At 61.1% G+C, this 22,496-nt stretch carries 24 protein-coding genes and 2 pseudogenes; 19 read left to right on the forward strand and 7 right to left on the reverse strand.

The genetic code is table 11. The annotated features are described in order from the left end of the window. From repA to Mame_RS27085, 6 genes are all read left to right on the forward strand, one after another. On the forward strand, window positions 1–1,185 hold the full coding sequence (gene repA, locus Mame_RS24460) for a plasmid partitioning protein RepA (RefSeq protein WP_018065894.1): 1,185 nt from the start codon (window positions 1–3) through the stop codon (window positions 1,183–1,185). Further along, window positions 1,185–2,177 carry a plasmid partitioning protein RepB gene (gene repB / locus Mame_RS24465; RefSeq protein ID WP_018065895.1) on the forward strand — a complete coding sequence of 331 codons (993 nt, stop codon included), beginning with the start codon at window positions 1,185–1,187 and terminating at the stop codon, window positions 2,175–2,177. The genes repA and repB overlap by 1 nt, the downstream gene beginning before the upstream one ends. Window positions 2,178–2,360: 183 nt before the next feature. After that, entirely contained in the window at window positions 2,361–3,572 is a 1,212-nt protein-coding gene (repC, locus tag Mame_RS24470; protein WP_018065896.1) for a plasmid replication protein RepC, read from the forward strand. A 166-nt stretch (window positions 3,573–3,738) separates the two neighbouring features. After that, a complete protein-coding gene (locus tag Mame_RS24475) occupies window positions 3,739–5,910 on the forward strand; it encodes a ParB/RepB/Spo0J family partition protein (protein ID WP_018065897.1) in 2,172 nt (723 codons plus the stop codon). Between the two features lie 103 nt (window positions 5,911–6,013). After that, the gene (locus Mame_RS24480) at window positions 6,014–6,487 is read left to right on the forward strand and encodes a hypothetical protein (protein ID WP_018065898.1); all 474 of its coding nucleotides are present in this window, start codon (window positions 6,014–6,016) and stop codon (window positions 6,485–6,487) included. A 389-nt stretch (window positions 6,488–6,876) separates the two neighbouring features. Beyond that, window positions 6,877–7,041 carry a hypothetical protein gene (locus tag Mame_RS27085; protein ID WP_018065899.1) on the forward strand — a complete coding sequence of 55 codons (165 nt, stop codon included), beginning with the start codon at window positions 6,877–6,879 and terminating at the stop codon, window positions 7,039–7,041. A 158-nt stretch (window positions 7,042–7,199) separates the two neighbouring features. Here Mame_RS27085 and Mame_RS24485 read toward each other — a convergent pair whose 3' ends face one another. Further along, window positions 7,200–9,320, reverse strand: coding sequence for a DUF262 domain-containing protein (locus Mame_RS24485; RefSeq protein WP_018065900.1), 2,121 nt, complete (start codon window positions 9,318–9,320; stop codon window positions 7,200–7,202). Window positions 9,321–9,643: 323 nt separating this feature from the next. After that, window positions 9,644–9,964: pseudogene (locus Mame_RS24490) on the reverse strand (H-NS histone family protein). Window positions 9,965–10,391: 427 nt separating this feature from the next. Between Mame_RS24490 and Mame_RS24495 the strand changes: the two are divergent. Further along, window positions 10,392–10,796 carry a single-stranded DNA-binding protein gene (locus Mame_RS24495; protein WP_018065903.1) on the forward strand — a complete coding sequence of 135 codons (405 nt, stop codon included), beginning with the start codon at window positions 10,392–10,394 and terminating at the stop codon, window positions 10,794–10,796. Between the two features lie 143 nt (window positions 10,797–10,939). On the opposite strand, the gene Mame_RS24500 is transcribed toward Mame_RS24495, so the two are convergent. Next, window positions 10,940–11,791 carry a cation diffusion facilitator family transporter gene (locus Mame_RS24500; protein WP_026173658.1) on the reverse strand — a complete coding sequence of 284 codons (852 nt, stop codon included), beginning with the start codon at window positions 11,789–11,791 and terminating at the stop codon, window positions 10,940–10,942. Between the two features lie 63 nt (window positions 11,792–11,854). Between Mame_RS24500 and Mame_RS24505 the strand changes: the two genes are divergently transcribed. The 8 genes and pseudogenes from Mame_RS24505 to Mame_RS24540 all read left to right on the forward strand — a co-directional run. Further along, window positions 11,855–12,205 carry an ArsR/SmtB family transcription factor gene (locus tag Mame_RS24505; RefSeq protein ID WP_014132722.1) on the forward strand — a complete coding sequence of 117 codons (351 nt, stop codon included), beginning with the start codon at window positions 11,855–11,857 and terminating at the stop codon, window positions 12,203–12,205. Between the two features lie 196 nt (window positions 12,206–12,401). Beyond that, window positions 12,402–13,601 carry a hypothetical protein gene (locus Mame_RS24510; protein ID WP_026173659.1) on the forward strand — a complete coding sequence of 400 codons (1,200 nt, stop codon included), beginning with the start codon at window positions 12,402–12,404 and terminating at the stop codon, window positions 13,599–13,601. A gap of 129 nt (window positions 13,602–13,730) precedes the next feature. Next, the gene (locus tag Mame_RS24515; RefSeq protein WP_018065906.1) at window positions 13,731–14,171 is read left to right on the forward strand and encodes a JAB domain-containing protein; all 441 of its coding nucleotides are present in this window, start codon (window positions 13,731–13,733) and stop codon (window positions 14,169–14,171) included. Window positions 14,172–14,277: 106 nt separating this feature from the next. After that, the gene (locus Mame_RS24520) at window positions 14,278–14,796 is read left to right on the forward strand and encodes a hypothetical protein (protein WP_018065907.1); all 519 of its coding nucleotides are present in this window, start codon (window positions 14,278–14,280) and stop codon (window positions 14,794–14,796) included. A 100-nt stretch (window positions 14,797–14,896) separates the two neighbouring features. Further along, window positions 14,897–15,388 carry a DUF6878 family protein gene (locus Mame_RS24525; RefSeq protein ID WP_018065908.1) on the forward strand — a complete coding sequence of 164 codons (492 nt, stop codon included), beginning with the start codon at window positions 14,897–14,899 and terminating at the stop codon, window positions 15,386–15,388. 10 nt (window positions 15,389–15,398) lie between these two features. Beyond that, window positions 15,399–15,776 carry a DUF6915 family protein gene (locus tag Mame_RS24530; RefSeq protein ID WP_018065909.1) on the forward strand — a complete coding sequence of 126 codons (378 nt, stop codon included), beginning with the start codon at window positions 15,399–15,401 and terminating at the stop codon, window positions 15,774–15,776. A 1-nt stretch (window position 15,777) separates the two neighbouring features. Next, window positions 15,778–15,975, forward strand: a complete 198-nt coding sequence (locus Mame_RS24535; protein WP_079921049.1) for a hypothetical protein — start codon at window positions 15,778–15,780, stop codon at window positions 15,973–15,975. A 74-nt stretch (window positions 15,976–16,049) separates the two neighbouring features. Continuing rightward, window positions 16,050–16,466 (forward strand): annotated as a pseudogene (locus tag Mame_RS24540) (hypothetical protein); the annotation flags it as partial. Between the two features lie 380 nt (window positions 16,467–16,846). Here the strand turns inward: Mame_RS24540 and Mame_RS24545 are convergent. Next, the gene (locus tag Mame_RS24545) at window positions 16,847–17,869 is read right to left on the reverse strand and encodes an IS110 family RNA-guided transposase (RefSeq protein WP_018065911.1); all 1,023 of its coding nucleotides are present in this window, start codon (window positions 17,867–17,869) and stop codon (window positions 16,847–16,849) included. Between the two features lie 127 nt (window positions 17,870–17,996). Here Mame_RS24545 and Mame_RS24550 point away from each other — a divergent pair, with 127 nt between their 5' ends. The 4 genes from Mame_RS24550 to Mame_RS26915 all read left to right on the forward strand — a co-directional run bounded on the left by Mame_RS24550 (window position 17,997) and on the right by Mame_RS26915 (window position 20,010). Beyond that, window positions 17,997–18,632 carry a hypothetical protein gene (locus Mame_RS24550; RefSeq protein ID WP_018065912.1) on the forward strand — a complete coding sequence of 212 codons (636 nt, stop codon included), beginning with the start codon at window positions 17,997–17,999 and terminating at the stop codon, window positions 18,630–18,632. Window positions 18,633–18,697: 65 nt separating this feature from the next. Further along, window positions 18,698–19,099, forward strand: a complete 402-nt coding sequence (locus Mame_RS24555; RefSeq protein WP_026173660.1) for an MbcA/ParS/Xre antitoxin family protein — start codon at window positions 18,698–18,700, stop codon at window positions 19,097–19,099. Then, window positions 19,096–19,797 carry an RES family NAD+ phosphorylase gene (locus tag Mame_RS24560; protein WP_018065914.1) on the forward strand — a complete coding sequence of 234 codons (702 nt, stop codon included), beginning with the start codon at window positions 19,096–19,098 and terminating at the stop codon, window positions 19,795–19,797. The genes Mame_RS24555 and Mame_RS24560 overlap by 4 nt, the downstream gene beginning before the upstream one ends. A 36-nt stretch (window positions 19,798–19,833) precedes the next feature. Further along, window positions 19,834–20,010, forward strand: coding sequence for a type II toxin-antitoxin system TacA family antitoxin (locus Mame_RS26915; RefSeq protein WP_018065915.1), 177 nt, complete (start codon window positions 19,834–19,836; stop codon window positions 20,008–20,010). Between the two features lie 82 nt (window positions 20,011–20,092). Here the strand turns inward: Mame_RS26915 and Mame_RS24565 are convergent, their stop codons facing one another. From Mame_RS24565 to Mame_RS24575, 3 genes are all read right to left on the reverse strand, one after another. After that, entirely contained in the window at window positions 20,093–21,010 is a 918-nt protein-coding gene (locus tag Mame_RS24565; protein WP_018065916.1) for a nucleotidyl transferase AbiEii/AbiGii toxin family protein, read from the reverse strand. Beyond that, on the reverse strand, window positions 21,000–21,812 hold the full coding sequence (locus Mame_RS24570) for a type IV toxin-antitoxin system AbiEi family antitoxin domain-containing protein (protein ID WP_018065917.1): 813 nt from the start codon (window positions 21,810–21,812) through the stop codon (window positions 21,000–21,002). Before Mame_RS24570 ends, Mame_RS24565 begins: the two co-directional genes overlap by 11 nt. A gap of 373 nt (window positions 21,813–22,185) precedes the next feature. Continuing rightward, entirely contained in the window at window positions 22,186–22,482 is a 297-nt protein-coding gene (locus tag Mame_RS24575) for a hypothetical protein (RefSeq protein WP_018065918.1), read from the reverse strand. Window positions 22,483–22,496 lie beyond the last annotated feature (14 nt).

A 22,496-nucleotide genomic window follows, 5' to 3' on the forward strand; every position in this document is an offset into this window, starting at 1 on the left:
ATGAGCAGAGCCGATACACCAGAAGACCTGAACGCTGTGATCCGCCAGCACTCCGAGTTGTTGGCGGCGCAATTGCATTCGCAACGTGAGAGCCTGTTCCCGCCCGACGCTTCGAAGACTATGCGCAAATTCACCTCTGGGGAAGCTGCTGCACTGCTGGGCGTCAACGACTCATACCTCAGGAAACTTCACCTTGATGGCAAGGGGCCGTCGCCAGAGGTCTCATCGGGGAACCGGCGGCATTACTCGGCCGAAGATATCCATAACTTGCGGATCCTGTTGGAGAAAACGGCTCGCAAGCCGGGAGACTATCTGCCTGGTCGCCGCGCTGGGGATCATCTTCAGATCATCGGCGTGATGAACTTCAAGGGTGGCAGCGGCAAGACAACCTCCTCGGCGCATCTTGCGCAGCGGTTGGCCCTCAAGGGGTACCGTGTCCTGGCAATCGACCTTGATCCGCAGGCTTCGCTTACGGCCTTGCACGGGGTTCAGCCAGAATTCGACCTGCGTGATGGTGGCACACTCTACGATGCGATCCGCTACGAAGACCCGGTTCCGATCGCAGAGGTCATCCGCAAGACCTACATACCAAACTTGGATCTGATTCCTGGAAACCTCGAACTCATGGAGTTCGAGCACGAAACGCCCCGGGCTCTTTCTCGTGGCAACGCGGGCTTGTTCTTCTTCCGTGTGAAGGAGGCGCTGGCACAGGTCGATGATCGGTATGACGTCGTCGTCATCGACTGTCCTCCGCAACTTGGGTTCTTGACTATGTCCGCACTGTCGGCCGCGACAGGCGTTCTTGTGACGATCCATCCCGAGATGCTCGACGTGATGTCGATGAGCCAGTTCCTCAGGATGACAGCCGACCTCATGGATGTCATCGCCGACAGTGGAGCCGACATGTCGCATGACTGGATGCGCTATCTGTTGACCCGCTATGAGCCGACGGACGCGCCACAGAACCGCATCGTCGCCTTCCTGCGGACGATGTACGGAGACAAGGTATTAAACGCTCCGATGCTCAAGTCGACGGCCATCTCGGATGCCGGCCTGACGAAGCAGACCCTGTACGAAGTCGAGCGGAGCGCCTTCACCCGGACTACCTATGACCGGGCAATCGAAAGCCTGAATGCCGTCAACGATGAGATCGCCCAGCTCATCCAGAAGACGTGGGGGCGCTGATGACCGACAGCAAGAAAAAGCGCATGTCCATGCTCGACAGTTTGGCGGCGGCGGGCACGCCCCCTCCCCCGGGCAGCATGATGTCAAGTAATCGGGCGCTCCGCTCTGCGCGCGATGCCGTGGATGCTCACCATGTCTGGGAACTCGATCCGGTTGAGATCGAGGACGAAAGGTATTCAGATCGCCTCGACCCCAAGGATGTGCATGATCTACGCGCCTCGATAGAGCAGAACGGCCAGACCGTCCCCATTCTCGTAAGGCGCCACCCGACCGAGACCAATCGCTATCTCCTTGTCTATGGACGCCGACGTCTTGAGGCCATTCGTGCCTCCGACAAGGTCAAGAAGGTTCGAGCGCTTATCGCGAACCTGGACGATACGGCCGCGTTGCGCGCCCAGGTTTCCGAGAACACCGGACGGCGCGACCTCAGTTACATCGAACGCTCCCTCTTTGCCCAGGAGCTGCTCGACAACGGCTTTGGTTCGCAGGCTCAGATTGCCGAAGTGCTGAACGTGACCCGTTCTGCGGTTTCGATGTCGATCTCGGTTGCCAAGGCGATCGGGACTGCCTTGGCCCATGCGATCGGACCGGCTCATGGAATCGGGCGCCCCAGATGGGAATCCTTGGCGAAGGAACTCTCCAACGCCGGCATGGGCATGGACGAGCTGTGCCGGGTTGCGATTGATGCCCGTGGCAAAGCAGCCGCAGGCGTACCGGCCGACGAGGAGCCCCAGGTTGATCCTTCGGTCGCGGCATTTGAGGCCGTTGTCCGTCATGTGAGGAGGACCAGTGGTCCTTCTCTTGACAGGAGGCCGAGACCAAAAGCGACGCCCCTTTTGATCGATGGCGCACCTGTGGGAGCCATCAAGAGGTCGGCTCGGGCAGTCAGGCTGGACCTAACGGATGTGGACGATGCCTTTGCACAGTGGCTCGACGCCCGTGCGCAGGACGTCCTCGAAGAGCTTCATGATCGCTGGAAACGCGAGACATGAAGAGAGGTAGAGCAGCAACAAGAAGGAGGCACGGTACAGGCTAAAGAAAAGGTCCCGCAAAGCTTGCGCTCCACGAGACCCCAACTTTGATCTTCGCACCTTCAAGGTAGTGGGCCAGCGCGCAAACCGCAAGTCATATGTGATTCGCGGCGCAGTCTTTCTTTGCCTTCGTGAACTGACATCATGGAGTACACACCGATTTCGCCGTTTATGCGGCCGATCTCGCACGCCCATCTGCGCGTGGTCGAGCGGCCTGAGGCGTCTGTTCCAGGCAAGCCTGTCAACAAGTGGGAGCTCCTTCGCGAGCTTTCGAAGGCGCAGGCCGCCTTTGGGGTTACCGAGCGCGATCTGACCGTCCTGCAGGGGCTTCTCAGCTTCTTTCCCGATGATGCGCTTGGCGGGAACGCCGAGATGGTCGTCTTCCCGTCCAACAAGGCGATCTGCGAGCGGCTGAATGGCATGCCCTGCTCCACGATGCGCCGTCACCTGGCCCGCCTGGTCGAGGCAGGCTTGCTGATGCGTCGCGATAGCCCCAACGGGAAGAGGTATGTCCGCAAGCATGGCGATGGGCGCGTGGCTTTCGGCTTTGATCTCTCGCCACTCTACTGCCGGTCCGAAGAGGTGGCACGGGCCGCAGAGGCCGTGCGTGAGGTAGAGGGCCGTGTGCGGCGACTGCGCGAGGTCGTGAGCCTCATGCGGCGCGATCTCGCTGCTCTTGCGGAGTTTGGAGAGGATATCCAGCCAGGCCTTGGCCTCTGGGATCAGCTACGCGACAAGGCGGCCCTCATTGCCCGCGCCCTCCGCCGCAAGCTCGCGATCGAGGAGCTTTCGGCATACCGAGCAGACCTCGAGGCCCTTCTCGACCATGCTCGCAACGTCATTGACGGTCCTGAAACAGAAGAAATGAACACCAATGGTGCCAGTTTTGAGCGTCACCATCATAATTCAAATAAAGAATCCATAGATCTTGAACCTGCCTTAGAAAAAGGCGGGGCGGCGGCCGGCGCGCCAGATGTTGAAACGGATGCGCCATTTGCTGACCTGGAAGAAGCAGACACAAGACGCGTGCCAAAGATCCCGCTTCATCTGGTGATCGCGGGCTGCCCGTCGCTCAAAACCTTCTACCAGGGCGATATCCGCCACTGGCATCAGCTTTTCGACGCGGCTTGCCATGTACGGCCCGCCATGGGCATCAGTGCGTCCGCTTGGGAAGAAGCGCAACGGTTCATGGGCCCCGAACAGGCCTCGATCGTTGTTGTCGCCATGCTGGAACGCTTTGCTGACATTAGATCGCCCGGCGGATACCTCCGTGCGCTGACATCGAAGGCGGCTGCGGGCGAGTTCTCCTGCGGGCCGATGGTCATGGCACTGATGTCGCGACGAACCGCGGCATGATGTTCACAGCTGTGAACTCTTGTCACGCTCGAGACAGTTCACAGCTGTGAACTGTCGGACGGGTCGCGCGACGTTGAACGTAGAGAGGGAAAGGTTGGGGGTTTGAAGGGTGACGGGAAGTGAGATCGGGAGAGTGGCTTCCGGCGACCGTTGTGGAGAAGATCTGATGGCGAAAGCAGCTCAGAAAATCACGCTGTCCCCCTCGCGGGACATCCCCTTCGACAAGCTCGTGCTGAGCCAGTCTAACGTACGGCGTATCAAGGCAGGCGTCTCGATCGAGGAACTGGCCGAGGATATCGCGCGGCGCGGCCTGCTGCAGGGCTTGAACGTCCGGCCCGTGGTCGATGCTGAAGGGGTCGAAACCGACATGTTCGAGATCCCGGCCGGTGGTCGCCGCTTCCAGGCACTGTCGCTACTGGTGAAGCAGAAGCGGCTGGCCAAGTCGGCGCCGATCCCTTGCATCGTGCGGGATGCTGCGTCGGAGATCCTCGCCGAGGACGACTCGCTGGCGGAGAATATGCAGCGCGTTGCCCTGCATCCGCTCGATCAGTTCCGTGCGTTCGCAGCCCTGCGCGAAAAGGGTCAGGGCGAAGAAGCGATCGCGGCAGCCTTCTTCGTCACGCCTCAGATCGTCAAGCAGCGCCTGAAGCTCGCCTCCATGGCCCCTGCCCTGCTCGCGGTCTACGCCGAGGATGGGATGACGCTGGAACAGCTGATGGCCTTCACAGTTAACCCCGATCATGACCGTCAGGTGCAGGTCTGGGATGCGGTGAAGAACTCCTGGAACAAGGAGCCCTACGCCATCCGGCGCATGCTGACGGAAACCTCGGTCCGGGCCTCGGATCGTCGTGCGGTCTTCGTCGGTGTCGATGCCTATGAGGCCGCGGGCGGTGTCGTGCTGCGCGATCTCTTCCAAGGTGACGATGGTGGCTGGCTCGAGGACCCTGCCCTCCTCGACCGACTGGTCGCCGATAAGCTTCAGGCTGAGGCCGAGGCACTCGCGTCCGAGGGCTGGAAGTGGATCGAGGTCGCGACCGACCTGCCCTATGGTTACAGCCACGGCCTGCGGCGCGTGGCCGGTAATCCTGCGCCAATGACCGAGGAGGAAAGCGCGGCCCACGCTGTGCTCCTCGCCGAGTACCACGCGCTGGAGGAAGAGTATTCCGGCGAAGACGAATACCCCGAGGAGATCGACGCTCGGCTGGGCCAGCTCGAAACGGCGATGGAATCGCTTGAGCAGCGGCCCTTGATCTACGATCCGGCCGAGGTCGGGCGCGCCGGCGCCTTCGTCACGCTGGATCGGGACGGCCGCCTTGCGATCTATCGCGGCTATGTCCGGCCCGAGGACGAGCCGCGCGAGGAGACCGCGGTCCAGGAGGATGGTGCCGTGGATGCTATGGCGCAGGGGGAGCACGTCGGGGGTTCTGGCTGGACGCCCTCTGCAGCCTCCGCTCGGGGTACCGTCATCACCTTGGGAGGTCAGCCGATCGGTGCTGATCCGTCCGACGAGGAAGATGACGGCGCGCTGAAGCCGTTGCCCGAACGGCTGGTCATGGAACTGACGGCCCACCGGACCCTCGCGCTACGCGAGGCCATCGGGCGTTCGCCGGACGTAGCGCTGACGCTTCTGCTCCTGAAGCTGGTGACGGATACCTTCCACACCTCCTCAGCCTCGGGCAGCTGTCTCGAAGCCTCCGTGCGTCATGTCTACATGTCGGCGCAGGCGCCCAATCTCAAGGACAGCGTCGTCGCAAAGCTGGTCGATGAGCGTCACGCTGCCTGGGAGTCTGATCTGCCCCTCGGTGACGATGCCGCGCTCTGGGACTATCTGACCGTGCTCGACCATGGCAGCCGTCTGGCGCTCCTGGCGCATTGCCTCAGCTTCGGCATCAACGCGCTCCATGAGAAGGTGAACCCCTATGGGGCGGGAATCTCAGCCACCGGCCTGACCCGCCGCATGGCCCATGCCGATCTGGTGGCGCGTGCCGTCGATCTCGACATGGTCGAAGCGGGGTGGGAGCCGACAGTCGATGGCTACCTCAACCGTGTGCCCAAAGCCCGGATCCTCGAGGCCGTGCGCGAGGCGAAGGGGGAAGGGACCGCGCAGCTTCTCGATCACCTGAAGAAGGGCGAGATGGCCACGGAAGCCGAGCGGCTTCTCAAAGGCAGTGGCTGGTTGCCCGAGGTCCTGCGCCGAGCCGATCTGGCGGCACGCGATGGTGAGGCGATCGCGGAAGGGCAGGGGCAGGACGCGGGTGAGCCCGACGACATCGATCTCCCGGCCTTCCTGACTGCCGATCTGCCGGACAGCGCCGCGTCGATGATGGCGGCGGAGTGATCTGAGCCATCCGGGGGGGGCGGGGGAACCCGCCCCCTTCTCTCACAAAACAAAGTAATATCAATATGATGAATGCGAACGCTCGCATTCGGGATGAGGAATCATGTCTGCAACAACCATCATCGACAAAGCCCCCCTTGGGGCGCTGATCCGTTACACCGATGGCAGTCCCAAGCCGCCGGCACGTTTCACTAAGAAGCTTGCCGCCTGGGAGCGCTCGAACGGCGTGGGCCGTCTCGTGAAGAAGGAGCCGCCCCGGCCGTACCCGACCTGGACCGCTCCGGCCTCCTTCACGCTGCATGAGGGCAACTTCTCTTCGGACGGGGTCATCCTCGTCACCATCATGCGCAGTCACTCGGCGGACAGCCGGTTGGTATTCGAGGTCGCCGAGGAGCCGAAGCCCGGGCAGGTCCGCGTGCTACTGGACTTCGGGGGCAACACCGAGTTGCTGCATCTGGCGGAATCCGTCAACGCGGCCGAGCTCTGGATCGCACGGGAAGGCTATCGCAACGCGAGGCTCGATTTCGTCGGTGCCGAGGTCGGCGAGAGGGCAGGGGGCGCGGATCTGGCCGCCTGAGCCCTGACAAGGCGTGAGGGGCCTGCCGACGGGCGAGCCCCTCACCGATCACACTATCGTCCCGCGATGTCGCGGGGCGCCGAAGGTTCCATCCCCCAAGATGGCGGTCTTCAACCAAGAGCCTGCCCCGGGAGGCTCGCGGCGTTCCAAGCATCAGCGGGACAACCGGCTCCTGACGTTGGGGCACCATCCCCCGCTCGCCATTCCCTTCCTTGCCCCGAATCCTGTCTTCGAGATCAACCCGCGAGGGGTCGGACTACGGGCGAGCCCGTGCCGCCGCGTGGATTCGGACGAGCCGAACGCACCCGGTGATGTCAGCCAGTCTTCGGGCCTGCGGGGTCCTGTCGCGCGGGGGATGGTCCCCCGCCTCCAAGACAGGAGCCAAACAGATGTCCCGCAAAGATGCACACGCCTTCGCCGCCTCCCTCGCTGCCACGCTCATGGTCTCGATCGTCGTCTTCCAGGCAGGGGATGGAACCTTCGGCGCCGTCCCCGCCGATGAAATCGACGGCGACGAAGTCGTGATCGTGGGAGAGCACGATCCCTTTGGGTGAGGCTTCGGCCTCACTTCCCGGGGGCCCGGGCGGGTGCGCCCCCGGGCCTATTGGCGACTGCATGACCGTCAACTCGACTGTTTGTAGCGTTGCGCACAAGCTTAACTCAGCCTGTGGCTCCTGCGCGTTTGGCGGATTGCCGCAATCCTCGGTGGTCACTAAGCTTCTGAGGATTTCCGCCAGTGATCAGCCAGCATCCGTTGGCCGTTTGGCAAGTCGAGATACCAATCATTCCAGCCATTTCGGCTCGTCTTTGTGATATGTTTGGAGGCAGCGGAAAAGCTTCCAAACTGCTCTGCAACTCCAGCCAAAACAATTGAACCGGAAACGATCTCACCTCTATAAATCGTTTCTCCATAAGTGAAATCGCACTTTGTGCCGTCTTTTGGAAAACCCTTTCGCACTTCTGTGGTCATACCTGCTAAGCCTTCGGATGTCTTTACGAAGCCATCCTTGCGTTGAGGCGCCAACCAGATTTTTTGGGCTTCCTTAAAAAGCATCTCTCCACGCTGCCGGATGGTGTCTTCGTCCCAATGATTCCAGGCATTCAAATCTCTGTTCAAAGCGAGACTGGAATGCGCTCTGATCGCAGGCATTTTAACCTTGTAGGGACCGTTCGAAACACTGGAGTTCAGCTTTTGTGTAAGCAATGTCAAATTGCCAAACGTGTTTACGACTCGGTTCCGTGTGAACATCTTATTACGGTAGTCAGGATCAGCTTCATCAACGTCGACATCTTCATAGCCAGGAATAACCCAGTTTCCCTGCCACTTCTGGGGCATGATATGCTCGATGGTCAGTGCAGACTTTATGTCGATGTCCTCGTTACGCTCGCTTCGCAGTGCCTTTTCGATTACCTCAAAGAGGTAGTTCAGACGGGGTTGGCGTGCTGTTCCGTATTGGTCTCGACTCATCCATGCTGTCTTCCACTCCTGGTCATCAGGCCAGCGGTCGATATCGCTACTCCGTTCCGAGAGACTTTCACGTAGGAAGTCTACTTGGTCGATTGTTGCTTCTCGCATCTTGGGGATGAGGCCGACGAAATGCTTATTATAGTTCTTTGTGGTCAGACCGCAGGTATCTCGCCGCAAGATGTAACTCTTTAGGATAGAGAGTGCGTCCTTCAACTGACCGCCAAGATTTGCTTCGGTCGCCAGGTAGAGAACCAGTGGCATAGCAGTAGATACGTCGAAAGCGTTCGCAAAGCGCCCAAAGTCCCCAAGCGCATCATTCTTGTCTTGTTCAAAAAGTCGCTCTTCGACGAACGCTGACGAAGTGATTGCTTCTAGTTCTGGCACCACACTTGCGAATGGGCGCTCGTTCAAGATCCACCGACGATAGTTGTCATAAAGGTTTTCAATGGAAATGATGTTGCCGACATTCATAGAGAGATGGTCTGTCAAGAGCCAGTCCAGCCTCGATCTGGTCTGGCGCCCACGAGAAGCGGTCTGGGACCAGAATGGCCGGTCCAGTGGAAACCAGTGCTTTTCATAGAGCTTGTCAACGTTCAGTGAACCGCCGACTTGTCCCATGCCCTTTGCACGCTGAAAGATGAAATTGCGCATCAGATCGCCTGGCGACAGGTCCACACCACGGCTGTTCAGGGTTTCGAAAATAGTCTGGGGGTCGTCACCGCCTTCCAATTCGATAGACACAATTGCCAAGCCTTCTTTCAAGGCTTCAAAGATTGTCTCGAAGCGATGTTCATCGAACGAACCGTCAAGAAAGACGTGCTTCCGAATTACGTCTTTAAGGTACTCATGCGCGAGGGTAGCTTTCTTCACGAACCCATCATCGTGCTGCTTAGGAACAATCCCATCCAAATCAGCTTCTGGATCGATTATTGCAATGAATGTCCCTCTATCCGTCAGCGAGGGCCAGAGCTTATATCGTTCGATCTCCGGATGCTCCATTACCCCGTCGTTGATGAGATACTTTTGTAGCTCGGTGGCATACTTGGACTTGCCTTCAACGGCGACATCACGCAGCGACGCCAAGAAGATCGAAAAGGTGGTAAGCCGTTGCTGGCCGTCGATGATTTCGAAGGCTTGGACTTGCTTTCCAAATGTCTTTATTTGGGCGATGACCATAGCACCCATGAAATGTGGAACAACAGACATCCGGTCCTCATCGATCCGCTTGGCCACTCTTTCGATGTCCTCCCACAGCAATTCAAGCTGAGGATTAACATTCCAAGCGTATTGGCGCTGGTATAGAGGAATGAGGAAACGTTTCTTGCCGTCAAAAAGTTCGATAATGGAACGCGTATAGGGCTTCATTTGAGTCACTTCTTCACTTTGATTTCGTGCCCAAGCTGTTTTTCAGCTAGAGCCCGAAGGCTTTCCAACCCACCTACCGCGTTTTCGATAGCGGATCTTAGCTTTTGATCATGTCCCGGCAGCCACTTTCCACCCTTGGTCTGTTCGCCGCATCCGCATGTGCACAGAGGCATGAAGTGATATCTCCGCTTTGTTACTGCCCTAACGCCGTGTGGAAATGTTAGCATCCTGATCTGCTCTCTGCACATGAATAAAGTGGGAGCAGACGACCACCCGGGATAACCAGCCATCTGTTGTGGTGGGTAGCGCGTCGGTACGACCATTCAACTGATCGCTAAGTTCTCAGCCGTTTTCCCAGCAGCCAACGCCTCCACGAACCACTGCGGTTTGCGACCGCGACCGGACCAGGTGAGCGCAGGGTTCTCAGGGTGCCGGTATTTCGCCGCGACAGGCGCACGGGCGGTTTTCGTCTCGGTGCCGACAAGTTCGGCCAGGGAGTAGCCCAGATCCCTTGCGAGCGCTTCCACCTTGGCGCGGGCTTCCGCCTTCTGCCGATCCTCGAATGTGGAAATCGCCTTGGCGACGTCCTTCTAGATTTTCTTCAGATCGCTGAGCGACAGTGCCTCGAGATCGTAATCAGCCATTGATGCGGTCCGCGTCCTGTATGCTCCGGTATCGATAGCCCGTCGATGCAGGGCGCTGCAACTCCCGGAAGGCTAGGGCAGGGGCGGCAGAGGCTGGTGATCGCCGTTTTCGCCGCCAGGGAGGTGCTGAACTGGGGGTCGGGCAGTCCCGATCGGCAGGGTGCCAAGTTCTGGCTTGGGCTCCCCGCGCATCTCTGTCTCCTGGGCCATCCCTTCGACTGACAATCCCCTAATCCCGTTCGCTTGCCTGCATGCAACCCCGCGTCAGTCCGGGCCGTGTTGCCCCTTTGGGGCTGCCCGCTCCACCCCGGTCCTCTGGGGGTTTCCGGCGTCCGTTCCGTCCACCGTGCACGCGTCACCCGACGGGCTTTTTCCGGGTCTTGTCGAAGGGACGGTCCCGAAGACAGGACACAGAAGGAAGCTTACCATGCAGAACATCGTCATCCTCGCTGGCAACATCGGTCAGAACCCCGAAGCCCGCACCACCCAGGGCGGCACCAAGATCACCAACTTCAGCCTCGCCACCTCCCGCCCCCGCCTCTCGGAAGGTCGCGTCCTGCGCGACGAGAACGGCTACCGGGTCATGGACACCGAATGGCACCGCATCACCTGCTTCAACGGTCTCGGCAAGACGGTCGCGGAGCACTGCGAAAAGGGCATGAAGGTCCTCGTCCACGGCCGCATCCACTACACCAAGTGGATCGACAGCATGGGGAACGACCGCTACGGCTGCGAGATCATCGCCGAGAAGGTCGACTTCCTGAGCCGCCCGAAGTCGGCCGAGAACGAAAACCCCGAGCTGGTCGACCGCGACGACGAGATCCCGTTCTGAGGAACGGGGTCCCTCCTCGGGCCCGGCGGGAAAACCGCCGGGCCCGCTGCACTGCCGCAAGGCAGCTTCGAGCCCAAAGTTCCGGACTCGCTGCGCAGTGGCGAATGTCGGTTTCCGGTTCGCACGTCAGCTTTTCCGCCAGATCACTCGGTTTCTGACAGATCACTCCGCGCATCCCGGATGATCATCCATGACGAATGCAGGAACAGCCCTGCGATGGCGAAAGCAACGATGAGGTCAGGCCAGGCACTGCCGAGCCAGGCGACCAGTCCGGCAGCGATCACCACGGCGAGGTTGCCGATGGCGTCGTTCCGGGAGAACAGCCATACGGCCCGCATGTTGGCGTCGCCCTTGCGGTGTTTTAGCAGCGGCAGCACCGCAAGAATGTTTACGATCAGCGCGCCCACGGCGAAGGCTCCCATTAACCCGGCCTCTGGTGTCGTCTGATTCAGGACACGCCAGATTGTGCTGCCGACAACGCCAAGCCCCAGAAATCCCAAGAACACGCCCTGGATCATCGCCGACCGCGCCCGCCATGTCAGACTCCAACCGATAGCGAGCAGGCCCAGAAAGGTGATTGCGCCGTCGCCCAAAAAATCCAGGGCATCTGCTTTCAAAGCTTGCGATCCGGACAGGAACCCGCCGAACATCTCGATCACCCCGTAGCCGAGATTGAGCAGGACCACGATCCAGAGCGCGCGGCGATAGCTCGGGTCTTTGTAAGCCGGATCGGACGATGTATCCCAGCTCTTGATCAGCTCAAAGCCATAGCCGGTTGCGTCCAGTGCTGGACGCACTTTCGGCAAGTCGTCTTCGGCGATCCGCAATGTCATGACATGGGTTGCGGCAGACACCTTCACATCGCCTTCAGCCACGCCCGCAGACCGAGCGGCCCGTTCGATCTCGGCGGCATCCTTGGCGCAGTCCATGCCATGCACCCGCATCCGGATCGGCAAAGACGTTGTAGGCAATGTGGTGTTATCTGCTCGGCTCATATGCGATCCTCTTGAAGGTAGCGTGCGAAAGAAGTCGCCGCTAACGTATCAGTGGATAATGATATGACATTGCAAAACATTCAAGACGATCTTTCGGCAGCTGACACCCTTGAGCCGCGGGCAAAGCTCTTCCGGGGTCTCGGCGACCCTAGCCGTCTTGCGATCCTCGATGCGCTACTGTCGGACGAACGCAGCGTGCAGGAAATCGTTACCCAAACAGGGCTTGGTCAGCCCAATGTCTCGAACCATCTGCGCTGCCTTTTGGATTGCGGTCTGGTCAGTCGCAGGAACGAAGGTCGGTTCGTCCGGTATCGCCTTGCGGACAGGCGGATCGCTGATCTCATCCGCGACGCAGATCAACTACTTGCCTCGACAGCCGTAGGGGTCGATGCCTGCCGAAGCTATACGGATTAACCGACGTGTCCTGCTGCAATGTTCTATTGGTGCGCCAGGCCTAAAGCAGCCATTTGCGCAGCCGCAGCAAAATGGCGCTTTGTCCCGCGTTGCTGCCATTCGCGTTCCGGCTGAAGAGTGAGAGGAGTGCCGGTTTCCCGGTGACGGGTTGAGGGCTGGGAGAGTGGCTTCCGGCGCCCGTCGCGGGAGATAGCCGATGGGCGTTGTGGAAGTTCTGGATCCGGTCGTACCGACGCGGGCGGGTGGCTGGAAAGTGGACGCGAGCCGGGGTGAGCGGAACAGGCGGGTGTCGTCCGAATGGTTCAACCGGCCCGATGACGAGCGGTATCTGTCGCTCGACGATCTCTGGGCCAATGTGAAAGGTCGCTCCGAGCGCAGCCGCAGCAGGGTGGTTCAGACAGCCGACATCCGTGTCGAGGCAACGCGCGACAGCGCTGAGCGATTGCACCTGGTCTTGCCGAAAGCGCAGGAACCCGTAGCGCCCACACACTGGGCCTTCGGCCAGCTCGCCAGCATTGTCGGCGCTCCGGCCTCCTACCTGCGGCAGCTGCCTGCTCCTCTGGCGGGGATCAACCTGCAATACGGTTTGACCAACCACCGCGCCGAGCAGGTGAAGACCTTCGAGACCGAGGATGGCCGCACGGAACTGCGCGCCGTGACCGGTCCCGACTACGGCCGCATCCATGACTTCGAGCTTGTCGAGGCGGTTCAGCGCATCGCGGGCAATGGTACGGGCGATACGCGTTGGAAGGTGCCGGGTGTGCTGGATTGGTCGACCGGGGTCTACAACCCCGATGTCGAAATCAGCCGCGACACGACCACGCTCTACGCCTCGGACCGCGACGTCTTCCTGTTCCTGGTCGACGACCGCAATCCGATCGAAGCAGGCAAGTTGCCCGACGGCTCCCCCGATCTCTATTTCCGGGGCTTCTACTGCTGGAACTCCGAGGTGGGGGCAAAGACCCTCGGCATGGCGAGCTTCTACTTGCGGGCGGTGTGCCAGAACCGGAACCTGTGGGGCGTCGAGGATTTCCAGGAGATCAAGATCCGCCACTCGAAATACGCCGCGTCGCGCTTCGCACATGAGGCGGCGCCCGCGTTGACGCGCTTCGCCGATTCCTCGCCCCAGGGGTTCGTGAACGGCATCAAAGCGGCGCGGCAACAGATCGTGGCGCGCAGCGACGAAGATCGTGCGGATTTCCTGCGCAAGCGCGGTTTCTCGAAAGCCGAATCCGGCAAGATCATCGAGAAGGTTCTGATGGAGGAAGGCCGCCCGCCCGAGAGCATCTTCGATTTTGTGCAGGGCATCACGCGGCTTGCGCGCGACAAGACCCAGCAGGACGCCCGCCTCGACATGGAAGGGCGCGCCAAGAAGCTGCTCGACCGGGTCGGCTGACGCCGGGGCCCGCCACAGCGACCGCCCTCGCACGCGGCGGCGGTCGCGCTTTCCTCTTCCACACGCATGCCACTGGCCCCGCCCCGAAAGGGCAGGGAGCTTTGGCATGCGCAATTCAGCGAGACCCCCATGACCCCCCAGGAAGAAACCGTCATTCTCGAGGCCCGCGACATCCTCGGCCGCTACCTCAGTCAGAACCCGGTGATCGGCAGCTGGCAGGCGCTGATGGACTATTGTGCGCTCACCGTTCGCGGCCCAATCGAGCGGTTCCACGTGCTCTACCTCGACCGCAAGAACCGCATCATCTCCGATGAGCTTCTCTCGACCGGCACGGTTGACCATGTGCCCGTCTATCCGCGCGAGGTGATCAAGCGGGCGCTGATGCTGAACGCCAGCGCCTTGATCCTGATCCACAACCACCCTTCGGGCGATCCGACGCCCTCGGAGGCCGATCTCAGCATGACCAAGGAGATCCAGAAGGGGTGCAAGTACCTCGGCCTGACGCTGCATGACCACATCATCGTGGGTGCCGGAACAGAGCTGAGCCTGCGGGCCCTCGGCAAGCTCTGATGGTCCCAGCAGACCTGCCGCCGCCCCTTCGAGGAAGAGGGCGGCGGTTTTGTCTTTGACGGATGAGGCGGGGAGAGAGGCTTCCCGCGCCGTCGGAGATTTTCCTATGTTCGACTTGCCCCTGCCCATCCACCCGACCACCGGCCCGCGAGGCTTCGCGCCGGTTTTCGCTGTGGGCGATGCTGATCCCAACCACCCCTTTGCTCTGACCCTGTCGCGCCGCACGCCTGCGGATCTGATGTCGGGCCGGGCCGCACCCTTGGTTCTCGCGCGCTTTGCGACGCTGGCCGATGCCATGCTGGGCGCGATCGACCATGCCGAGGGGATGGCCACGAACACCGCGCCCCAGCTGCTGGCGATCTTCGACCGCGACGAGCGCCTTGTGCTGGCCGGGGCCGCCAGCGACTGCGCCGTCGCATGGTGTCACCCGGTGATGAGCGCCACAGAAGCGCGGGGCGTGGTGACCGAGGCGAGCCAGCTGCGCGCGCAGGCGGGCCGCGCGGCGACCTGGGGTGAACCCGATCTTGCGCAGCGGCTGCGCCACCGCGCCGATCTTCTGGATGGGCGGCTCGTCGACCCGCTCTGGCGCGCCTTCGCCGCCAGGTCGCTGCAGGTCGCTGCGTGAGGCCCGAGAGACAGAGAAGGGCAGGGGGATTTGGAGCTTGGCCGGGGGAGAGAGATCGCCCGGCCCGGCTCCGATCCCTTCCCCTTACCGGAGACACCCGATGAACATGACTGAACCCACCCTCGCGCCGCCGATGGCCCCCACGACCGTCGACATGGCCCAGATCTTCGCCGCTCATGCCGAACGCGCGTCCCGCATCGAAGCCTTGCGCCCCGGCAACAAGGACCGCCTCTTCGATGGTCTTATGGCCGCCGGCATCACCCATGTCACCGTGACCTTCGACGGGGCCGGGGACAGCGGCCAGATCGAAAGCATCGGCGCATGGTCCGGCGAGACCAATGTCGATTTCCCCGCGACCGAGATCGAATACGCCGCGCTGACCTGGGACAATCCTGAGGTCGAGATGCGAAAGCTCTCGCTGGAGGATGTCGTCGAACAACTCGCCTACGACTTCCTCTCCGACACCCATGACGGTTGGGAAAACAACGACGGCGCTTACGGCGAGTTCTGCTTCGACGCGGCGGCCCGCTGCATCCACCTCGAGTTCAATGAGCGCTTCACCTCGTCCGAACTCTACACCCATGATTTCTGAGGAGGCGGCGATGGCACATCCCTATCACCACGCCCTCTCCTCGGTGAAGAAATGGGGCGGCACGGTCGATGATTTCATGGCGGTGCATGCCTGGTTCGACCAGAGCAAGGAGATCACTGCAGATTTTCGGCACCGGGCCCTGCGCCACCATGCCGAGGGCATCTTCATGGCCGAGACGATCTTCGGTCGCACCCTCACACTCTCGACCGGGCGCATCATCCCGACCCGCTGGGTCGGTGAGCAGCATGTGAAGGAAGACCTCGGCTTCATCCCGAGCTTCGCCGATTGGGTGAAGGCCATCCGGCCCGAGCCTTGGATGGGCCGGGCCGAGCGGATCGAGGCACAGGTCGATCCGCATCTCGCTTCGCCCGTGGTCGAGGTCACGTGACATGACCGATCCCACTTATCTAAGTCTTGGCTTGCCGTCGACCGCTTCGCCACTGGCAGTGGTTCGCGCGGCGGTCCGGGCGCTGCACCCCGACACACGCGCCGTTTGCGGCCTCCGGACCGCGCGCAAGCGTTTCTACTGGCAGATGCTCTGCGCGCATGCCGCACGACAGGCGGCGGGCGACAGTCTCACCGGCTGATCGCCCCCAACCACCCCTTCATTCCAACACAACGCCCGGCCGCCCGGCCGGGTTTTCCCATTCAGGAGGTCCCCATGGCGGATTACTTCACCCATTTCTCATGCCTGATCGACGTCGGCAGCCCCTACAAGGCCGCCCGCGCGCTCGCGCTGTTTCAGGAACTCCGCGCTGCGGATCAGGACGCTGACGCCCCAGATGTCGCTGGCTTCGATCTCGTGCACCAGGATGCCCCCGAGGGCAGCAGCCTCTGGATCCATGATGACGAACACGGCGATGTCGAAGCGGTCATCCGCTTCGTCCTGCGTCTTGCTGAAGAGCTCGACCTCACGGGCCTTTGGGGGTTCCAGTATTCTCTGACCTGCTCTCGGCCACGACTCGACGCCTTTGGCGGCGGTGCGCATGCCATTGATCTCGGGGCGCGCAAATCCATCGGCTGGTCCAGCACGCAAGAATGGCTGGCCGCCGCATTGAACGGGGAGGACATCGATGCCTTCTGTAATGGGGCCAGTGCTGTCAATGGGAAACTTCCAAACGAAAGCAGCCTCGAAGCTGAGCGCTTCGAGGGCATGGCTCGACGGAATGTACAAGGCTTGGCGGGCACCCCCCCTCTGGCGCTTTCGATGCCGTTCCATCGGTCATGATCCTACACCGGTTCGCGCTTCTGTCCGTGGTCGACGCAGTGGTCGCCAACTTGATGCGGGTTCGTAGCGGTTTCCGCGCGCCTATCTGAGATACGTGCTCGGAGCAGAAGCTTCGGCAACAAGGCATCGGGCGGCGTCGTCGGAAACCGCGTCCTGGTGAGGACCTCGATGGCCGGTTCTCAGGTCGGCCAGATTGTTGTTTTCATTCGCGGCGGCTCGACTGGCTTGCTTTAAACCTGTCTGGCAGCCTGGAATTCTGTGTTGTCGACCCACATGCGATGCAGGATTACGCCCATCCTGCGGGCCAGCGCGACCGCTGCCCGTTTCGCTCCACGCCGACGAACAACCCGTTCCGCCCATGCGCGCAACCAAGTCGGCTTTTTCGAACGGTGGATCACCACTGTGGCAGCTTGGTAGAGCGCGGTCCGCATATCCAGGTCGCCGGCTTTGGTGATACCGCCGACAATGTCCGTCTCTCCGGACTGGTAGCGACGAGGGGTCAAACCGATTGCCGGACCGACATCTTTCGACCGCCGGAACCTGCCGGGGTCATCGATGGAGGAACGGACTGTCAGAGCGACGACCGAGCCGACGCCGGGCATCGTCATCAGCAAGCGACAAACCGGATCCTCGCGCGTGATGTCCCGTGCCATGCGTTCAAGGCGCACAAGCTCGCTGCGCAACGCAGCTCGAGCCCTGAGCATCGGTTCGATTGAAAGCTGGATGAGCTTGTTGCCCTCGGTCAATTCGCGAACCCGGTCTTCAAAGCTGACTTTGCCGATCCGACCAAGTCGGAGTCCGAAATTGCGCAGCATGCCCCGAATAGACATCTCGATGTTGATAGCAGCGTCTTGCACCGATCGGCGTGCACCGAGAAGCACCCTCAGTTCCTGCGCGGAAAGCGACTTGCAATGGACCGGCCGGAACCAGCCCATCTGCAGCAAGCGGGCCAGGCCAGCAGCATCGCGGCGATCAGTCTTTACCGGCGCGGCCTTCAAGGCGGCTTTGACCTGCCGCGTCTCCATCAGCACCACTGGCAGTCCAAGGTCGGTCAAAGACTTATGAAGCCACTGGGACAAGGGTCCGGCTTCAATACCGATCGCTTCTACCACTCCCGGCATGCCCCTGATGCAGGCGTTCAATGCCGCAGGGTCACTCGCAACTTTCGTTTCTTTCACAAGCTTGCCGTGTTCGTCCACGGCGCAAACCGCAGAATTTTCGAGAGATACGTCAATGCCAACGAAAACACCCATAGATCATTCCCCTCTTGATCCCAATGACAGGCAGCCTGAATCAGGCAACGAAGCGCCCGAATTTCCCAGCGGGAAAAGTTCGGGTTCCGCTTCAGCGTCGGGCGGCCGCCCCATTACGGCATCTGAGGTGATCTGCACCACCGTCTACAAGTTCCCCGAACTCTCGGATGCCGCCAAGGAGAAGGCGCGCAGCTGGTATCGCGAGCTTGGCCCCCATGACGATTGGTGGGACGCGGTCTATGAGGATTTTGAGCGGGTCTGCGAGATCCTCGGCATCCGCCTGAAAACCACGCCTGTCCGCATGATGGGTGGCGGGGCGCGGGCCAAGCCTTGCATCTGGTTTTCCGGCTTCTGGAGCCAGGGCGATGGCGCCTGCTTCGAGGGCTACTGGTCCCACGCCAAGGGCGCTGCCGCGCGCATCCGAGACTATGCCCCGACGGATGTGACGTTGCATGGAATTGCCGACCGGCTGCAGGCCATTCAGCGGCGGAATTTCTACCAGCTCGCCGCGGAGGCCAGCCACCGTGGCCGCTATTACCATGAATACACCATGTCGGTGGACATCACGCGGGAGAGCGCGACCTGGCAGCCGCCGACCGAGGACGCCGAGGAGCTCGTGACCGAGGCGCTGCGCGATCTGGCCCGCTGGCTCTACCGCCAGCTTGAAGCCGAATACGACCACCTCACCTCGGACGAGGCCATCGAGGAGGGGATCATCGTCAACGAGTATACGTTCACGGAAGGAGGGCGGAGGTTCGGGTAACAGTGATCAAAGCGCAAGGTTCATTTGATCTTTACAGTAAGTCCATATGGACTATATTAAAGCCAATGGAGGACGCCATGTACGTTGCAGAGAAAATTCGGGAACCCGCACAGATCAACGCCGTCGCGTTGAAAGCTTATGCACGCGTGGCCGATGCTTGGGGTCTCAGTCTCAAGGAAGCGGCTGGCCTTGCCGACATGTCAGAGAGCACGTGGAAGCGCGCCAAGAAGCCTGACTTTGCGGGGGAACTGACCAAGGACCAGCTGCTGAGGCTCAGTGCGGTGATCGGCATCTACAAGTCGCTCGAACTCTATTTCTCCGAGCCGCTGGCGCGAGGCTGGTTCACCCGACCGAACACCGGCCCGCTGTTCGGGGGCAACCGTCCTGTCGACACGGCCATCGATGGGGGCTTGCCGCAGATCATGGCGGTGCGGACCTATCTCGATGCGTTGCGTGGTGGGGCATGAAGCAGACCGAGGTTTCAGATCGCGGTCTCGTTCGTCTCCTGCCTGCCACCTACCACAAGCCGCCATCCCTGCGCGGTCTCGTCGATACCGATGACGAGATGGAGATCTTGGCAGAGATCGAGGGCCTGACCAGTGGACGTCTACAGGCCGAACGCGGGCGCAACCCACATCTGGACCCGCGCGAACTCGCTTGGCAACGCCGTAGCCGCGATCTGCGCATCTATGGGGACAGTCACGTCAACGCAGCCTTCACTTACACCCGCGCCGGCGGAAACCGCTTCAACGCCGAGGAGCGCGGCGCTTGGTACTGCGCATGGGATGTGATGGTTTCTGTCAGCGAAGTGGCCTGGCACCGCACACGCGAACTCGGCTTTACCGGCAGCTTCCACGACAGCGCCCGCTATGTGGAATTGCTGGCCGACTTCATCGGCGTCTTCAACGACATGACCGATGAGGCAGGTCATCCGGCGCTGCATCCGGATCCGGCTGTCGGGTATCCCGAGGGCCAAAGCCTGGCACAGCATCTGCGTCGGGGCGGATCCAAGGGCCTGATTTACCCTTCGGTCCGGGCTCCTGCACCGGGCGGGAATTGCCTGGTCTGCTTCGAGCCCCACGCAATTCAGAACGTTCGTCCGGGCGCGTCTTGGGATCTTGTTTGGGATGGGACACCGCACTACTCGATTGCGGCTGTCAGCTAATCCGCAAAACCGTAATTGCCCCGGAGGCCTATAAGGATGGCAACGCCTGATATTGAAAGCCCTGACCGCACCGATCTCAAGCAGATCGACCATGCGCACTTCTTTGAAGCGATGGACTCGCCGCCTTTGCCGACCGAAGCACTGCGCTCTGCCTTTCGTCGGGCGAAAACGCGGTCATTTCAGCGAAACACAGGGCTTGGAAGCGCCGACTGAGTTCACCCGTCTTCGGCGCCTCCCATCGACGCGATGAGGACGGCCAACGCAAAGCGCCCCTCACGACGGTGATGGCCGTGGCTCAACCCAGGAGCTTCAACAAGGCGTCGCGCTGCGCTGCGTGCTTTTCGGGGTTGTCGCGCTTCAGTTTGTTCAGGTTGAGAAGTTTCCACTTCACGGCCGGTAGGTCAGCGGCCTGCGAACGGTCGATCGCCGCGAAGTCAGGCTCGCCGTCCTGAAGCGTCAGGAGGAACTGCCTCGCCTTGTCATCGAGCCTCGATTGCAGATCGGCGACCAACTTGAGGCGCGTCGCCAAAAGCGTAGCGAGCGGGACGGGTGTTCTGGTCATGCCTTCGAATTCCCGCGCGTAGGGTTGCTCGAGATCGATCGGGTTCGGATCGAGAAGCTCATGCGCCGGTCGTGGCGAACTGGCGACATAGATCAGGAAGGTGTGGAAGAGGTCCTGCGTCAGTCCCTCGTTTTCGTAAAGGAGCGTGACGTCGTAGAGATCCCGGGGATGCTGCCTGTCCAGGGCGGCGTGCAGCTTGCCAGCGAACAGATCCTCGAACGAGACGATCTGCATTTCGGCATAGCCATAGGCATCCTCCACGGCGGCAGAGACGGTCCGGACTTCCGGGTCGTGGACCACGCCCCGGGTCACGGGCGAGGTTTCGATCTTGATCTCGGCATTGTCCAGGCGCGCCAGGAGCCGGGTGGCTCCGCCGCCGCCCCCTTGGATGCGCTGCGATTTCGCGCCTCGGATTCCGGTCTCGATGGAAGCCGCAATGCGATCCATCGCGGCGTTGATCTCGTCCAGGCTCTCGGCGCGTTCCTTGATTGGCAGGTAAGTCAGGTCGATGTCGACCGACAGCCGAGGCAGGTCGCGGTAGAAGAGGTTGATGGCCGTCCCGCCCTTGAGCGCGAAGACGCTTTCGCCCGCGACATGGGGCAGGACGCGCACCAGGAGCGCAACCTGGGCTTCATAGGTCTCACGCGCCATTTTCGGCCTCCGGTTTCACGAATTCTTCCGGCACCATGATCCGATAGCGCGGGTGGATCTTGCCGCCCTGGACCAGAGCCCGGTCGCCGCTGCCGAGGTCGAATGCCTGCGGGTCGATCCGTTTGCGCCAGGGATGATCGTGGCGGTCCGCGAAGACGAAGAACAGGCGCTTGACCTTGATCTTCTGGCACGCTTGCAGGAGGTCGGAAATCAGCCTTGGGCGCAGGGTTGTCAGGCTCTCGAAGACCATGTCGAGCGTGTGGAAACTCTCATGGTGGGGCAACTCGTCCATGGCTTCCAGGATTGCGCGCTCCGGCGTCGACATCGTCAGACCCCAGTCCCATGGCAGGCCAGAATTCTTGCCCTCGATCACGCCCAGCTTCGGATCGGTGAACAAGGAACGGGGGCGGATACTGAAAGGGGCATCCGTCGGCAGTTTGATCAGCCAGTTCGGGACCTTGTCCCCATAGACCCAGACTGGAGCGCTTTCCCCCAGGCGGAGGTAATGGGCATGTCCTTGTTCACCGAGTGCCGTTGTGCTCCCGACATGCAGATCATGACCCATGATATGTTGCATCGAAAGGATGCAGGTCTTCCAGTCGATGCTGTTGGACGCCTGCATATTCGGGACTGGTCGGCGGAAGACACCGCGTGCGATGCGCTCCAGCCAGCCGCGTTTCACATAGTCACGGAAGCTCTCATAGGCGATGCCCTGCGAGACGAGCCATGCCGCGTCGACCAGATACCCGGCGGGTACGGCATCGAGCACTTTCTTCAGATTCTGTGACCTTGCGGTGTCCATGATACCTAAAGTGACAGATTTTCAAAGAGACATCTACAGTTTTCTTTGATGAAAATGCTTTTCCTGCGTTATGGACGCTCCTATCTCACCATTTCCAAAGAACTTAGGGACTAGCCCCAAGGGGAGGGAGATCTGAAGACGCTGGGTTGAGAGACGGCTACGACTTGCGGTGGTTACCGAAGGTCGCAGCGGTGCACATCCCGGCGTGCCGCCGGAACCAGACCTTGGTCCTTCGGACAGGAGCTTGACCGAGGCTGATGTCCCGAAGGGCCAGTCTGCCAACCTACAGGTTGGCAGCTGCGCTCGGTTTGCCAAACTATGATGTGGCAAAAAGCTGGACGATCGCACAGAGCGTCACTAGCCGGTGCGGTGCTCACTTATTCCCGTCGATCCACTTCGACATGAGCCCCTTGTCGCGGAAGCATTCGTCTGGAACGGCGCACCGTTTGATCCGGGCGAGCTTCTCAGCGAAGGCCACTTGCCTGGAGGTGGGCAGCTGGTCCATGTCCGACACGGGCTTCAGCCGGGCCTGAGCCTCGATCCAGGCGCTCAAAGATCGCCGGTCTTGCTGAACTTCCCAGGGCAGGAGCGTCCGGTTGCGCTGCGCGAGCGATCGCGCATAGGCGATCTGCTTGGGCGTTGCCGGCAGGGCGTGCGTGGTGATTTCCATGGTGGAACCCCCTT

It is taken from the genome of Martelella mediterranea DSM 17316, from assembly GCF_002043005.1.
Taxonomy (GTDB): Bacteria; Pseudomonadota; Alphaproteobacteria; order Rhizobiales; family Rhizobiaceae; genus Martelella; species Martelella mediterranea.